We start from the raw sequence: 14,664 nt of genomic DNA on the forward strand, positions 1-14,664 counted from the left end.
ATCAGAACCGCGTCGCGACGTTCAGCCCGAGCCCGAAGCCGCCGACGTTCGTCGCGCCCGCGCCCGTGTCGATCGTGCCCGTGCGCAGCCGCAGGTACGGCTGCACCGCGTACGTGCCCACGCGGCGCTGCACGCCCACCGTCAGCGCCGCGCTGCTGGTGGCCGCGGTCACCAGCGACTGCTCCACGGACAGTCCGCTGTGCCGCCAGAGCTCCAGGCTGCCGCTCACGTCGCCCAGGCCGCGCACCGGATAGACCGCGCGCGTCCCCGCGCTCAGGTAGTTCGCGCTGCTCCCGTCGACCGACGCGCCGTCGCGCGTGAACGCCGCGCGGTAGCGCTCCGCGGCGAACACCACCAGCTCGCGGAAGCGCGTCGTCGGCGCGCGCCACTCGGCCTCCAGCCCGACGGTCGGGCCGAGCTTGACGTCCACCGCGGTCGCCGCCTCGCCGCCGGCGACCAGGCGGTCCTGCGTGTAGACGTCGGCCGTCAGCGCGAGGCTCAGCGCGCCGTCGTGCACGAAGCGGTCGGCGCCGAGCGACAGGTGCAGCGCGGTGCCCGGATCGAACGTCGTCGCGTCGATGCCGGCCGCGAGCGCCGCGACGGGCGCGTAGCTGCCACGCAGCTCGACGCTCGTGCCGGCGGCCCACGACCAGCCCCCGCGCTGGAACGCGTACACGAGTCCCGTCGTCGCGCTGTTGCCCGCGGTCGCCGCCGGCGTCACGCTCCCCAGCGCCGGCGCCGCCAGCACGCCGAGCGCCGCGACCTGCTCGCCCGACAGCTTGCTGCGTCCGGTGCCGAGGTTCGCGCCGAAGGTCACGAGCAGCGCGTCGCCGCGCAGGCGGCCCGTCGCGCGCAGGCGGACGTCGCCCAGCCCCGTGAGGCTCGCGGTGCGCTCGCCGTCCAGGGTGCGGAACGTCGCGCTGCCGCTCGTGACGAGCGTCGCCGCGTCCATGCTCCACCGGTCGCCGATCGACATCGCGTAGGAGAGCGGGAGCACGAGCTGCGACGCGCCGGTGACGATCGACCCCTCGCCGGACGCGCCGGACTGCGCGAGCCCGGTGCCGAAGCCGTACGACTCGAAGAACACGCCGCCGCTCGCGGTCCGCGTGCCGGTCAGGCGCTCCTGCGCGTCGGCGCGCGACGCGAGCGAGACGATCAGCAGCGCGGCGCCGAGCGCGCGCGTGGGAAGACAGGCGCGCATGCTCACGGCGTGGTGATGGTGATCGTGATCTCGGCCTGCTGCGACCCGCCGAGCGAGGGGTCGACCGCGAGTCCGGGGCGCAGCGTCGAGGGCGTCAGCTCGAGCGGCTTGTTGACGCGATCCAGCGCGGTGCCGCTCGCGCGCACTGCCTGCGCGCGGGCCGCGTCGGCGCGCGACAGCGCCTGGCGGAAGCCGGGATCGGCGGCGGCGGCGCGCCGGAAGGCGCGGCTGGCGGCGGCGTACTGTCCGTTGACCTCCGCCTGCACGCCCTGCCCGTAGGCGAGCAGCGCGGACAGGTTGCGCGTGGGCCGCTCCTCGATGAGCGCGCGCTCGCGCGGCGTGAGCTGCACGCCGAGCTGCTCGAACAGGCGGAACACCAGCGACTTCTCGGCGTCGAGCACGTTGGCCAGCGAGGCGCGGCCGGACAGCCCGCTCGTGACGCGGCCCGTGGGCGCGTCGGTCAGGCGCGCGTCGAACACGATCTCGCCGTCCACGCGGCGCGTGAGCGCGCCGGTGATGAGCGTGCGCGCCTGCAGCAGCCGGCCCGCGCGCGGCGCCGTGGCGCTGTCCACGAGCCCCGACGCCGCCAGCGCGAGCTCGCGCAGGATGGCGCCGAGGCGCGCGCGCTCGACGAGCGTCAGGCGCTGGCTGCGCGCGAGATCGGTGGAGAGGAAGTCCGCGAGCGCGAAGCCGAGCGGCGCCAGCACCGTGTCGCGCGCGGCGACGTGCAGCGGCAGCACGGCCACCACCTGCGGCGCCGACGTCTGCGGCGCCGACGTCTGCGCGCGGGCCGCGAGCGGAGCGAGGAGGGCCGCGGCGAGCGCGCCCGCCGCGATGAGGGGACGGGCGGGCATCAGCGCGCCTCCGCGGGGATCGGGGTCTTCGTGAGGCGCGCGCCGCTCGTCGGCACGCGCATGAGCGTCGGCTGGCTGTTGCCGTACGTGTTCACCGGCACGATCTGGCCGCCGACGATGTCGAAGACGTTCCACCACTCGCCGCTGCCCGCGGGCGGCGTGAACGTGCGCAGCAGCCGGCTCCCGACATACACGGCCACGCGCGCACCGGAGGTCGCGATCGTGCCGTCGGACGAGAACTGGTTCACCGCGTAGTGGTACGTGCCGGTCTGCTGCCGCACGATCGTGATCGTCTCCGGGCCGCCGCCGTTCACGTCGTCCACGTCGAGGCACACGAACGGGTCCGCGGCGCAGTTGCCGTCGTTGGCGAACGAGATCGTCGTGCGTCCGCCCGACGGCGTCGGCGCCGCCAGGTACGAATCGAGGTCGCTCGGCGAGCTGCCCCACGTCAGCACGATGCGCACGACGTCCGGCGCGCCGATCGGCGAGAGCACGATGTCCTGCGTCGCCGACGTGGCGCCGCGCGAGGCGACGTACACGATCGCGTCGACGAAGCCCGCGGCGCGCGCGCGCAGCGTGGCCGTGCCGGCGGTGGGGGCGGAGTAGAGCGCGCTCGGCTGGACGGTGGTCGACGTCGTGCCGGTGGCCGCCGCGAGGCTGTCCACGCCCGACGAGCTGCCCACGACCCCGAACGTCGGCGCGATCCGCGTCAGCGTGACCGGCACCGTGAGCGGCTGCCCCGTCGTCGCGTCGATGAAGCGGCCCACGACGGTGCTGGCGGGCGCCTGCACCGCGGCGAGCGGGATCGTCGCGAGGTCGAGGTCTCCGTCGATCACCGCGGCGCTCACGGTGGTGGCCTGCAGCCCGCTCGTCGCGGGCGGGGTGATCGTAGCCGACACCGTGCCGCCGGCGAGCGACGGCGTGCTCCAGCCGCCGTCGCTGCCCGAGACCACCGTGGCCAGGGCGGCGCCCGGCGTCGCGCCGACCACGCTGCCCGCCTGCACGCGGATCGTCGCGCCGGCGACCGCGACGCCGGTGCGCGCGTCCACCAGGCGCCCGGTGAGCGCGCCCGCGCGCGTGCGCGGCGCGACCGTGACCGGCACGTCGACGCTGATCGTCGCGCCGTTCGGCCCTTCCGTGGTCGACGCCGTGATGACGGCCGATCCCGCGCCGACGGCGGCCACCGCGCCCGTCGCGCTCACGGTGGCGACGGCCGTGTTGCTCGACCGGAACGTGATGGCGCGTCCGGTCAGCGCGTTGCCGCGCGCGTCGCGCGCCGAGATCTGCAGCGTGGCGGAGCCGCCCACCGACAGCTGGAACGACGGCACCGCCGGCACCAGCGTGCGCACGCTCGGCGGCGTCACGGTCACGGCGACGTCGCCCACCGGACGCCCGCTGAACCACGCCTGCACCGTCGCGGTGCCGCGCGCGACGCCGGTGACCAGGCCGCTCGCGGCATCCACGCGCGCGATCGACGGGTTGACGCTGGTCCACGACACCACGCGTCCCGCGACCGCCTGCCCGGCGACGTCGAGCGGCGTGGCCGCGAGGCGCAGCGTGTCGGACTCCTCGACGCGGGCCGCGAAGGTGCCGCCCGTGCCGGCGGTCACGCCCGGCGCGGTCACGCGCACCGCCTGCACCTCGTACAGCGTCACCGACGGCGCCGCGGCCGACTCGCCCGGCCGCACGACCACCGGCACCGACCGCTCGTCGAGCGTCGTCGCGTCGCGCAGCAGCCGCACCCGCAGGTCCACCATGCAGTCGGGCATGACGGGCACGCGCTGCGCGTCGGCCAGACACGGGCGCAGGTCGAGCGACAGGCGCGCCTGCTGCGACCCGCCGGCGAGCGGCACGCGCGTCGATGCCAGCTCGACGCGCGCGCCGTTGCTGCGGAGGTAGCCGGCGCTCACCTCGACGGCGGTCGCGGACTGCGCCTGCAGCACGGCGTGCACGCCGATGGAGGACGGCGCGAGCCGCGCATCCGGCCCGCTCGCGTCGCCGCTGCATCCATTGAGGAGCGCGAGCGCCACCGCGCCGAGCGACAGCCGGGAGGTCGGGCGGATCGGGACGCGCCACCGGAGGGCGGCGGCGGACACGGACGACACGAGCATGTGGGGAGGGCCGACGCGTCCGCGCGGACGCGAGGTGCAGAAGGGGCGCGACGCTCGGAGGGTCGCGTGGCCCCGCACCAGCGCGAGGCCGCCGCCGCCGCTGGCGCGAGGCGCCGGGGACGGAACGGGCGGAGATGTTACGGTCGAGCACGGTGGCGTGCAATGTTGCGCGATCGCAGCAGCACGCATCCCGGGCGGGCGGCGCACGCGCGCCGCGGCACCCCACTAGGAGAGGGACGGGCGCCGGCGCCGCTCCCGGCCGCGCACGTCCGCGCCGTCCGCGCCGCTCACGTCCGTCGCGTCAGCGTCGCATCAGCAGCGCCGACACGACGTCGCGCCGCTTCTGCACCCCGAGCTTCTGCATCACGCGCTCGGTGTGGTGCCGCGCGGTGTGCACGCTCACGCCCAGCGCCGCGGCCAGCTCCGCGTTGCTCAACCGGCGCGCCAGCAGCTGCGCGACCTCCGTCTCGCGCGTCGTGAAGCCCAGTGCGGCGAGCGCCGCCAGCGGCAGCGCGCCGGCGCCGAGGTCCTGCGCGGCGACGAGCGGCGCGTCGACCGGCGACGCGACGACGGCCTCGCGCTCCAGCGACACGAGCACCACGCCCGCGATCCCCCACAGCGCCTCGCTGCCGTAGGTCGCGCGCACCGCGTAGCGCGCGTGCGCCGTCACCACCCGGCGCTCGCCCGCGGCCGCGCGCGACGTCGGCAGCAGCAGCATCGTCGGCGACGCGGCGCCCTGCGCGTCGGTCAGCGCCCGGGCCGCCGCGCGCATCGTCTCCAGCACGCGCTCGCGCTCGGGCTCCCCGGCCAGCTGCTGCACCAGCGCCCTGTTGCGATGCCGCTCGCGGCCGTCGGGGCCGATCACCAGCAGCGCATCGGGCACGCCGTCGAGCGTCGAGACGACCGCCGCCTGCCGCGCCGCGAGCGACGCGAACGCGTGATGCCCCGCCTGCATCGCCGGGTGGAGCACCTGCAGCAGCGCCATCCCCTCGGTCTGCTGCATCGACCAGCGGTCGCCGCGCTCGATGCTCCAGCACAGCACCGCCTCGCGCGCCTCGACCTCGGTGGTCATGCAGACGTAGCCCTTGAGCCCCGCGGGCACGAGCCCGTCGTGGTACCAGAGCGCGTCCGAGAGCCCGAACCCCATCGTCGCGAGGTCGCGGAAGTTGGTCGCCTCGCCCCACACGGCCTGCCGCGTCGCGCGGCGGTGGCGCAGCCACGCGTCGGTGGCCCGGCACTGGATCGTCATGTGTCCGTCGGCATTCACCGTCGTGAACGCCGACAGCTGCCGGATCCAGGCGTCGTCGATGCCGTTCGACAGGTGCCGCGGACGCTCCCCGTCGAACGCGGTCAGCATCGCGTTCGAGCCGGGCACGAGGCCCTGCATCCGCGACTCCACCTCGCGCCACCAGGCGTCGAGCGTCGGCCACCGGAGCGGCGACAGCATCGCCTCGGCGGTGTGCCCGAGACGCCGGGCGACGTCGCCGGAGAGGTGGAGGGTCATGACGCGGGGGGACAGCCGGGGGAGGGGGTGGGCAGAAATAGGCAGTTTCGTCCCATTCGCGTCAATCACGGCCCTCGCATCCTACCTCCGTCGGCGACCCGACGCGGGGGCGCCGGCTGCAACCTTGGCCGGATGGGAGAGGACGGGCGGGAGCGCCCACATCCGGCCGCGCAGGACGCTCCCGTTTTCCCCCCGGTTCCGCTCATGTCGACCGAGACCACCCGCGCCCACTGGCGCACCGGCGAGTTCCCGATCCACCGCACCGGCGAGTTCCGCATCGTCGACCGGACCGTGGCCCGTCCGCGGCCCGCGCCCGCCGACCAGGCGCCGTCGCTGACGCCGTCGCCGGCCGACCTCCGCCTCGACGCGCTCGGCCACGCGCTGCGCGTGCTCCTCTCTCCGCTCGACGCGACGGGCCTGACGGCCTGGCGCGAGGCGGTCCACGCGGCCCTCCTGCGACTCTTCGGCGCGGAGCGCGTGGCCCTGCACTTCCCCGTGCACCCGGACGGCGCGCCGGCCTCGGTGCTGGACGACTGGACGGCGCCGCACCTGACGCCCGACGCCATCGCCGCGCTCCACGCCGCGGCCCAGCGCGACGACCTGCCGGCCGACCGCGCGCCGCTGCTCCGCCTCGACTTCGGCGGCGCCGACGAGGCGCGCGTGTGGATCGAGGGCGGCGCGGTCGCGGCCGGGGTGCCCGACGCGCACACGCAGCAGCTCGCGCGCACGGTGCTGCCGGCGCTGCGCGCGGGGCTCGCGACGTGGGCGCAGCTCGGCGCCCGCCGCGCGGCGCTCGGCCGCCTGCTCGACACGGGCGACGGCAGCGCGCTGCTGATCGGCGCGCGCGGCGAGGTCGCGCACGAGAGCGCGGCCTGCCGCCGCCTGCTCTCCGACGAGACGCCGGCCGACGCGGAGTGCGTGCGCCAGGCGGCCGCGCGCCTCGCGCTCGGCGCGCACGCGGCGGACCGCGGCGCCGCGCGCGGCCAGCCGCACGCGCCGGTGAGCACCGTGGTCCGCACCGCGCGCCACCGCTACGAGCTGGCGTGCACGCGCACGCGGTCCGCGGACGATCGCTCGCCGCTGGCGCTGGTGACGGTGCAGCGCCAGGTGCCGCGCCCCCTCACCGACGACGAGATCCGCGCGCGCTTCGGCCTCACGCCGCGCGAGCTCGAGGTGGCGCGCCTGCTGGCCGAGGGGCTGACGAACCAGGAGCTGGCGGAGCGGCTGGGCGTCAGCTTCTTCACCGCGCGCAACCACGTCGAGCGCCTGCTGCCGAAGCTCGGCGCGGCGAACCGGGCGTGCGTGGGCGGGGCGCTCATCGGCGCGTGATACCACGCGCTCCTCGGAGCGCACGCCGCCGTCCGTCAATCATCTCACGTCGCGGCGCACAGCGAGCGCCGGGCGCGGAGCGCCGAGCGGAACTCTCTGCTCGGCGCTCCGCGCTCGGCGACACCAAGCAGGATGACTGGGAGGCTCTGTATGGCGCGACGTTCCATGCGCCGGTGCGGAGCCTCTTCGTCATCCCGTCCAATGCCGTTCCGGATCCCGCGCGCCGGACCTGCGGCTCTTGGAGAGGGATGCGGATGCTCCGGATCGGGCGGATGCTGCGGATCGCTCCCTGTGGCGCATGGGGCGTCGCCGCCACGCGGGACGATCCGCAGCATCGGCTCAGATCCGGAGCATCCGCGTCCCCCCAACAGGTAAGAGGATCCGGCGCGTCGACGCGTCCCGAGGCAGTGCACGCAGCACGGAGCACGCAGCGGATCGAGAGTGTCCACCCGGGTCGTGACTGGGTAATTCGAACCATGCGACACCTTCCACCCCGTCGCACCGTACGGGCGAGGCGCGCCGCGATCGCGGTCCCGCGACACGCCCGGCGCCTCTCTCTGCACGCACTTCACGACACATCCGGGGATCCTCCCATGCTGCCTCCCTTCGCCCGTCTCCTGGCCGTCGTCTTCGACGCGTCGCGCCGCACCGCCCCGCACATCTGGCTCGGCGCCGCCGTCGCGCTGACCGTGGCCGCGGCGCCCGCGCCGGCGCACGCGCAGCTGCTCAAGCGCATCAAGCAGGCGGCCACCGAGAAGGCCGCCGAGGCCGCGGGCCGCAAGGTGCTCGGCGGCGACAGCGCGAGCGCGCCGGCCGCCGCCGATGCGCCGGCGGCGCGCGGCACCTCGTCCGCCGCCGCGTCCGCGTCCGCGCGCAGCAGCGGTCCCGCGAAGCTCGAGATCACCGGCGAGCGCGTGGCGCTCTTCCTCACGGCGATGGAGCCGGCGCTCGACGCGGCGCGCGAGCGCGACGCCTACCTCGCGGCCAAGGCGAAGCGCCAGCAGTACGACAAGTGCGTCGGCGACGTGCAGGTGAAGAACGCGCAGGCGATGGCGCGCGGCGAGGACGTCCCCACGCCCACCAAGGCGCAGCAGGCCGAGATGGACCGCATCGCGGACCGCGGCACCGTGATCGTGAACGAGATGATGGCCGCGCAGCAGAAGAACGACACCGCGAAGATCCGGGTGCTCGTCGAGGAGTCCGAGCGCAACCTGTTCCGCATGACGCTCCTCGCGACGCCGGCCATCGGCAGGACGTGCGGCACGACGCCGCCGCCCAAGGCGGTGGAGCCCGACGAGGCGCGGATGAAGGAGAAGTCGCGCCCGCGCAAGGTCGACGGGATGTCGGCGACGCAGTTCGGCCGCATGCGCGAGCGCATCGCGATGTACCTCGTCGCGCCCGAGAAGGGGAACGACCTGACGCCCGAGGAGAAGTCGGCGATCGACGCGCGCCGCGCGGACTTCGCGCCGTTCGTGAAGGCGTGGAAGGACGGCTCGCTGGAGTGGAGCTACTGGGGCGACGTCTTCAGCGCCTGGAAGTGACGTGACGACGCGGCGGCGTCTCGCGGTCGCGGCGCTCCTCCTCCTGGGAGGGGCGCCGGCGGCGCCGGTTCGCGCACAGAGTGCGCGACCGGCGCCGCTGCGCGTGCGCACGCCCGACGGACGCTGGCACGCGTGGTGGCAGGCCGACCGCGCGCCCGCGCGCTGGCCCGCCGCCGACGCGCGCGTCGCCGCCGCGGTGCAGTGGCGCGCCGTCGCGCCGGGGCTCGAGACCGCGGAGCTGGAGGTCGCGACGCCCGGCGAGGCGGGGATCGCCGCGCTGGGACGCATGCGCCTCGTGCTCGCGCGCATCGATCCCGCGCGCCACGCGCTGCGCCTGGTCGCCGGCTCGCCGCCGGGCGCGCCGTGGAAGGTGGACGACGCGCCGGGCGACGCGCGCCTCGCGCTCAACGCGGGACAGTTCACCGACGACGGCCCGTGGGGCTGGCTGGTGCACGGCGGCCGCGAGCTGCAGGCGCCCGCGACCGGCCCGCTGTCCTCGGCGCTGGTGGTCGCGCGCGACGGCGCGGTGCGCCTGGCCGATGCGGCCGAGCTCACCGCGGTGCGCACCGGCGTGGCGCGCGGCGAGATCGCGGAGGCGGTGCAGTCGTACCCGACGCTGCTCGCCGGCGACGGCGCGGTGCCCGCGCCGCTGCTCGCCGACGGACGCGGGCTCGATCGCGAGCACCGCGACGCGCGCCTCGCGGTCGGCACGCTGCGCGACGGACGCGTGCTCGTCGTCCTCACGCGCCTCGACGCGCCGGGCGTGATGGCGCGCGTCCCCCTCGGCCTCACGGTCCCGGAGATGGCGGCGGTCACGGGCGCGCTGGGCGCGTCGCGCGCGATGCTGCTGGACGGCGGGCTGTCGGCGCAGCTGCTCGTGCGCGACGCCCGCGGCGACGCGCAGCGGTGGCCGGGGCTGCGGCACGTGCCCGTCGGCCTCGTGGCGACGCCGCGCGTGTCCGAGGTCGCGGCGCGGCGCTGACACTCACGCGCGCCGTGGGGAGATCGACCCATGAGAACGCGCGCCGGGTGACCGATCGTGAAGGCGAACCCTTCACGCGCTCACCATGTCCCGCCCCACGTCCGGTTCTCCGTCCCGCCTGCGCACCGTCCTTCGCTGGACGGGCCGCATCGCGCTCGCGCTGGTCGCGCTGCTCGTCGTCGCCGCCGGCTCGGTCTACGCGCTCTCCGAGACCCGCCTGCGCCGGCACCGCGACATCGCGGCGCACCCGTTCACGGTGCGCGCGGACTCCGCGACCATCGCGATGGGCGAGCGCCTCGCGCTGACGCGCGGCTGCAAGGACTGCCACGGCGAGAACCTCGCGGGCAACGTCCTGATCGACGACCCGGCGATCGGCCGCTTCGCGGGCCCCAACCTGACGATGGGCGGACGCGGGAAGCACCTCACCGACGCCGACTGGGAGCGCGCGGTGCGCCACGGCCTGCGCCGCGACGGCTCGCAGCTGCTCGTGATGCCGTCGAACGAGTTCACGGGCTTCTCGGACGAGGACCTGGCCGCGATCGTCGCCTACGCGCGCAGCCTCCCTGCAAGCCCGAAGGTCGCGCCGGCATCGTACGTCGGGCCGGTCGCACGCGTGCTGTTCGTCACCGGCCAGATCGACGCGCTGCCCGCGCAGAAGATCGACCACGCGGCGCCGCACCCGGCGCGCGTCGTGCCCGATCCGACGGCCGCCTACGGGAAGTACCTGGCCGCCGGCTGCCAGGGCTGCCACAACCCGAGCTTCACCGGCGGCAAGATCCCGGGCACGCCGCCCGAGTGGAAGCCGGCGGCGAACATCACGCCGGAAGGCATCGGCCACTGGAGCGAGTCGGACTTCGTCACCGCGCTGCGCACCGCGCGCCGCCCGGACGGCAGCGCGATCGATCCGCAGATGCCGGTGAAGATGACGAAGCACATGACCGATACGGAGCTGAAGGCGCTGTACGCGTACCTGCGGACGGTGCCGCGCAGACCGTACGGCGTCCGATAACCAAGAATCGGAGAACGAAGAAGCGGAGGACGGAAGGGCGGAAGCCAGTGAAGCGTGAGACGGAACGGCGGACCCATCGAGCTTGAAGCTTCAAGCCGGGGGGTCCGCCTCCTCGTTTCACGCTTCATCGTCCTCCGCTGCAACGTTCTCCGCCGTTCCGTCCTCCGCTCTATGGCTCCGCCATTCGTGCGGACGCTTCACGGCGCGACGACACGCCGAGCTTCGCCATCACGCGCTCCGTGTGGTGCCTTGCGGTGTGCGCGCTCACGCCCAGCGCCGCCGCCAGCTCCGCGTTCGTGAGCCGCTGGCCGAGGAGCCGCGCGACCTCGCTCTCGCGCGCGGTGAAGCCGTAGCGGGCGCGCAGCGCGTCGTCGGTGGCGTCGGGCGCGCCGGTGACGGAGAGCGCGACCAGCAGCGTGCCCGGCGCGGCCCACAGCTGCGCGGGCGCGGGCGTCGCGCGCAGCGCGTAGCGCTGCCGGGCGCCGTGCACCACCTGCTCCTTCGCGGGCGCGAGCAGGAGCGCGGGCGAGAGCGGCGCGCGCAGCGCGCGTGCGGCATCGTGCATCGCCGCCACCAGCGCGTCGCGCGCGGGCTCCGCCGCCAGCAGCTCGACCAGCGTACGGCTGCGGTGCGCCTCGCGGCCGTCGGTGCCGATCACCAGCACCGGTGCGCCCGCCGCGTCGAGCATCGCCGCCAGCGCCGTCCCCTGCGCCGCGTGCGCCAGCATCGCGCGGTGCGCGGTGCGCAGCGCCGGGAGCAGCAGCCCGAGCCGCGCCGTGTCGTCGTCGCGCGCACGGCCCGCACGATCGTAGCCCACCTGCATGAACAGCTCGGCCGATCCCTCCTGCGAGGCGACCGTCGAGAAGTCGTGCATCCCCGACGCGAGCAGCCCCTCGTTGTAGAAGAGCGCGCGTCGCTGGTCGAATCCGATCTCCGCGAGCACCGCCCCGTTCTGCGCCTCGTTCCAGATCGCCAGCCCGCGCTTGCGCCGCGTCTCGAGCATCACGGTGGTGATGTCGCAGTGGACGATGAACTGGCCCGTGCGCGGATCGGCGTTGAGCAGCGCGCCGATGCGGTCGCGGCGCGTCGCGCCCATGCTCTCGGACAGGACGCGGAGATGCCGGCCCTCCGGGAGCCCGAGGGCGACGTTGGCGCGCGGGAAGAGCGGCTGCACGCGCGCCTCGACCTCGCGCCACCAGGCCCGCGGGTCGACGGCCGCGATGGGCGCGAGGAGCGCGTCGGCGGCGTCGTTGAGCAGCCGCGTGTCGCGGGCGGTGAGATGGAGGGTCACGCGGAGGGGCGGCCGACGGGTGGGATCGGTCGAAGATAGGACGCCGACCGGCGCCGGCAACTCGGGGCGCGGTGACGCGGCGGGCCGCCGCGGTGCGTGCGCTGCGGCATGCGAACGTCCGCACCACGGGCGACGAACGGCCGTCGGGCGCGAGACGGCGCCGGAATCATCACGGCCGTGCTTGCACGAATGCCCATCGCGTTGCACCGTGGCAACAGGTCTCCACTTCGGGAGGCCCCCAACGCCTGGCGACCCCCGGCTACCCTGCTTGCAGGGCGGCAGGGGGCCGCTTGCATGTCAGTCAACCACAAACACTTAGCGCACCAGACGCGCGCCAAACGTTCCCGTGGCATGACGAAATCGAAATGATTATCGTGTTGCGCCGTCACATCGCCGAGGCACGTTCGGTGCGGTGCCGGGAGAGCCGCCCATCGGCTCGATGGGGCGGCAACCCATGGGTTGGCAGCAGTCCGACCGTTCCGCGGAGGAGGAGCGTATGAGATCGAGAGGCCTGGCCCGTGTTCTGGCGATCGCCACCGGCGTGATGGCGATCAGTACCACGACCGTCGAAGCGCAGGATTTCAACTTCTCGACGCGAGGGTACTTCAGTAGTGCCTTCGGGACCTGTAACCAGGGCGCGGGGGGCGCGGCCCTGTCCGTCACGTGCACCGGTGGTGGGTTCACGCTCAACTACACCGGCGTCAACACCTTCCCGGGCAACTATCTCTCGGGTTCGAACGTGAGCCTCGGCACCTTCACGATCTCCGGGACTGGCGATGTCACCGTGCCCGGAAGCACCGTGAACTTCACGCTCCTCGTCGACAACACGGTGCCGTCCTCTGGAACCGGCAACTTCAGCGGATTCATCACCGGGCAGATCAGGGTCGGGCAGGCCGGGCTCTCGAACTTCAGCAGCCTGATCTGGTCGCCCAACCCGACCACGGTCGCCGACGGTGTGACGTACAGCCTGATCCTCGACGCCGTGACGGGAGGCGTGAACATCCCGGTCAACGGCAACGTCGACATCCGCGCGCGCGGCGTCGTCAGCACGATCCCCGAGCCGTCGACCTACGCCCTCCTCGGCTCCGGACTGCTCGGGCTGGCGGGCCTCGCCCGTCGGCGTCGCACGACGGTCTGACCTCCAGCTCCACGGCCATCACGCACCATCGCCCGGCGTCGCCCGCAGCATAAGCGGGGGGTCGGAGTGATGTGGCCCGGAACGGCGTCGTCCGCGCAGCGGACGACGCCGTTCCGTCGTTCGGGGGCCCTGCGCCGGCATCCGGCGGTGCCCCCCCCTGGGCAGGCATGGGCAAAAGATAGGACGTTTCGTCCCATGTCCCCCCACCCGGGATGGGTCATTCTAGGGTCGCGGCGCACCACGGCCGCACCGGGCTCCCCCCGCGCGACGCCGACGATGACACCACGGCCATCCGCGCTCCGTAGACCCTCGGCAGTCCCAGCGACGACTTCCATGCCGACGACCCTGACGACCCAGCGCTCCGCCTCCCGCCACGCCGACCACGCGCCCGCCGCGACCGGCGCCGCCGTGCTGGCCGACGCCACGACCCTGCAGCGCCTCGAGCGGACCCTCCAGACCCTGCTCGCGCCGCTCGACTATCCCGACTGGCAGACGTGGCAGGTCGCCGTGCACGGGCGCCTGCTGGAGCTCACCGGCGCCGACTCGCTGTGCGTCTTCACGCCGCTCGCCGAGGGGCCGGGCGCGTGGTACAGCCCGCACATGTCGGAGGAGGCGATGGTCGCCTACGGCCGCCGCGTCGCCGCGGACCCGTCGTGGGAGCTGGTCGAGACGCGCTTCGCCGCCCTCGGCACCGACATGGCGCACGAGTCGCAGCTCTACACGCGCGACGAGCTCGAGGCGCATCCGTTCTACCGCGAGTTCCTGCTGCCCAATCACATCCACGACCTCACGGTGGCGGGCGTGGAGTTCGGCGGCGCGATGCCCGCGCGCCTGCACTTCTCCAACCGCGCGCCGCGCGGCGAGGCCTGGGAGGCGCGCCGCGGCGCGCTGGTCCGCGCGATCCTGCCGGCGTTCCGCGCCGCGCTCGGGCTCTGGCGCCAGCTCGGCGAGCGCCGCGCGGAGCTGTCGCGGATGATGGACGCGCTGCCGCAGGCGGTCTTCCTCTACGAGGCGTCGGGCACGCTGCTGCACGCCAACCCGGGCGCGGCGCGCCTGCTGGACGGCGGCGGCGACGCGGAGCGCCTGCGCGCCGAGGCGCAGCGCGTCGCGTGGTCGGTGGGCGCGATGGCGCGCCGCGCCACGAGCGGGCTGGTGACGGCCGGCGCCCGCGCGCAGGTCGCGAACGCCGCGTCCGCGCACGACCGCGAGCTGCGGGTAGGCGCGCGCACCTTCCGCCTGCATGGCGCGGTGGCGCCGGCGTGGATGCTCGGCCGCGAGCCGGGCGTGCTGGTGACGGTGGAGTCCGCGGTCGCGCGCCCGCTGACCGACACCGAGGTGCGCGAGCGCTTCGGCCTGACGACGCGCGAGACGGAGGTCGCCCGCCTCGTCGCCGACGGCCTGTCGAACCAGGAGATCGCCGACCGTCTGGGCGTCAGCTTCTTCACCGCCCGCAACCACGTCGAGCGGCTGCTGCCCAAGATGGGCGCGTCGAACCGGGCGCGCGTGGGCGCCATGCTGCGGGGAGAGACCTGACGCTGCGTGCTGCGTGCTTCGTGCTGCGTGGCATGCACCGACGCGCCGGACCCGAAGAGCGAAGTGCTTTGACAGGATGACAGGATGACGAAGAGGCTCCGCGCGGCGCGCCGTTCCAAGCGCTACACGGAGCCTCTTCGTCATCCTGTCATCCTGTCTGATGTCGTTCGC

At 74.8% G+C, this 14,664-nt stretch carries 11 protein-coding genes; 6 read left to right on the forward strand and 5 right to left on the reverse strand.

Annotated features, from left to right (window positions below):
- Position 1: 1 nt before the first annotated feature.
- The 4 genes from rosag_RS09910 to rosag_RS09925 all read right to left on the reverse strand — a co-directional run bounded on the left by rosag_RS09910 (position 2) and on the right by rosag_RS09925 (position 5,670).
- Positions 2-1,201, reverse strand: a complete 1,200-nt coding sequence (locus tag rosag_RS09910) for a hypothetical protein (protein WP_284349946.1) — start codon at positions 1,199-1,201, stop codon at positions 2-4.
- Positions 1,202-1,203: 2 nt separating this feature from the next.
- Entirely contained in the window at positions 1,204-2,055 is an 852-nt protein-coding gene (locus rosag_RS09915; protein ID WP_284349947.1) for a CsgG/HfaB family protein, read from the reverse strand.
- Entirely contained in the window at positions 2,055-4,166 is a 2,112-nt protein-coding gene (locus tag rosag_RS09920) for an Ig-like domain-containing protein (protein WP_284349948.1), read from the reverse strand. Before rosag_RS09920 ends, rosag_RS09915 begins: the two co-directional genes overlap by 1 nt.
- 301 nt (positions 4,167-4,467) lie before the next feature.
- On the reverse strand, positions 4,468-5,670 hold the full coding sequence (locus tag rosag_RS09925) for a helix-turn-helix transcriptional regulator (RefSeq protein WP_284349949.1): 1,203 nt from the start codon (positions 5,668-5,670) through the stop codon (positions 4,468-4,470).
- Between the two features lie 204 nt (positions 5,671-5,874).
- Between rosag_RS09925 and rosag_RS09930 the strand changes: the two genes are divergently transcribed.
- From rosag_RS09930 to rosag_RS09945, 4 genes are all read left to right on the forward strand, one after another.
- The gene (locus rosag_RS09930) at positions 5,875-6,999 is read left to right on the forward strand and encodes a helix-turn-helix transcriptional regulator (protein WP_284349950.1); all 1,125 of its coding nucleotides are present in this window, start codon (positions 5,875-5,877) and stop codon (positions 6,997-6,999) included.
- A 593-nt stretch (positions 7,000-7,592) separates the two neighbouring features.
- Positions 7,593-8,540: a hypothetical protein gene (locus rosag_RS09935; protein WP_284349951.1), complete on the forward strand. Its 948-nt coding sequence runs from the start codon at positions 7,593-7,595 to the stop codon at positions 8,538-8,540.
- A gap of 103 nt (positions 8,541-8,643) precedes the next feature.
- The gene (locus rosag_RS09940; RefSeq protein WP_284349952.1) at positions 8,644-9,522 is read left to right on the forward strand and encodes a phosphodiester glycosidase family protein; all 879 of its coding nucleotides are present in this window, start codon (positions 8,644-8,646) and stop codon (positions 9,520-9,522) included.
- 85 nt (positions 9,523-9,607) lie between these two features.
- Positions 9,608-10,531 (forward strand): c-type cytochrome, encoded by a 924-nt coding sequence (locus rosag_RS09945; protein ID WP_284349953.1) that lies wholly within the window; start codon positions 9,608-9,610, stop codon positions 10,529-10,531.
- Positions 10,532-10,700: 169 nt separating this feature from the next.
- On the opposite strand, the gene rosag_RS09950 is transcribed toward rosag_RS09945, so the two are convergent.
- Entirely contained in the window at positions 10,701-11,822 is a 1,122-nt protein-coding gene (locus rosag_RS09950; protein ID WP_284349954.1) for a helix-turn-helix transcriptional regulator, read from the reverse strand.
- A 496-nt stretch (positions 11,823-12,318) separates the two neighbouring features.
- Between rosag_RS09950 and rosag_RS09955 the strand changes: the two genes are divergently transcribed.
- A complete protein-coding gene (locus rosag_RS09955) occupies positions 12,319-12,960 on the forward strand; it encodes a PEP-CTERM sorting domain-containing protein (RefSeq protein WP_284349955.1) in 642 nt (213 codons plus the stop codon).
- A 333-nt stretch (positions 12,961-13,293) separates the two neighbouring features.
- Entirely contained in the window at positions 13,294-14,493 is a 1,200-nt protein-coding gene (locus rosag_RS09960; RefSeq protein ID WP_284349956.1) for a helix-turn-helix transcriptional regulator, read from the forward strand.
- Positions 14,494-14,664 lie beyond the last annotated feature (171 nt).

This window comes from Roseisolibacter agri (assembly GCF_030159095.1).
Lineage (GTDB): Bacteria > Gemmatimonadota > Gemmatimonadetes > Gemmatimonadales > Gemmatimonadaceae > Roseisolibacter > Roseisolibacter agri.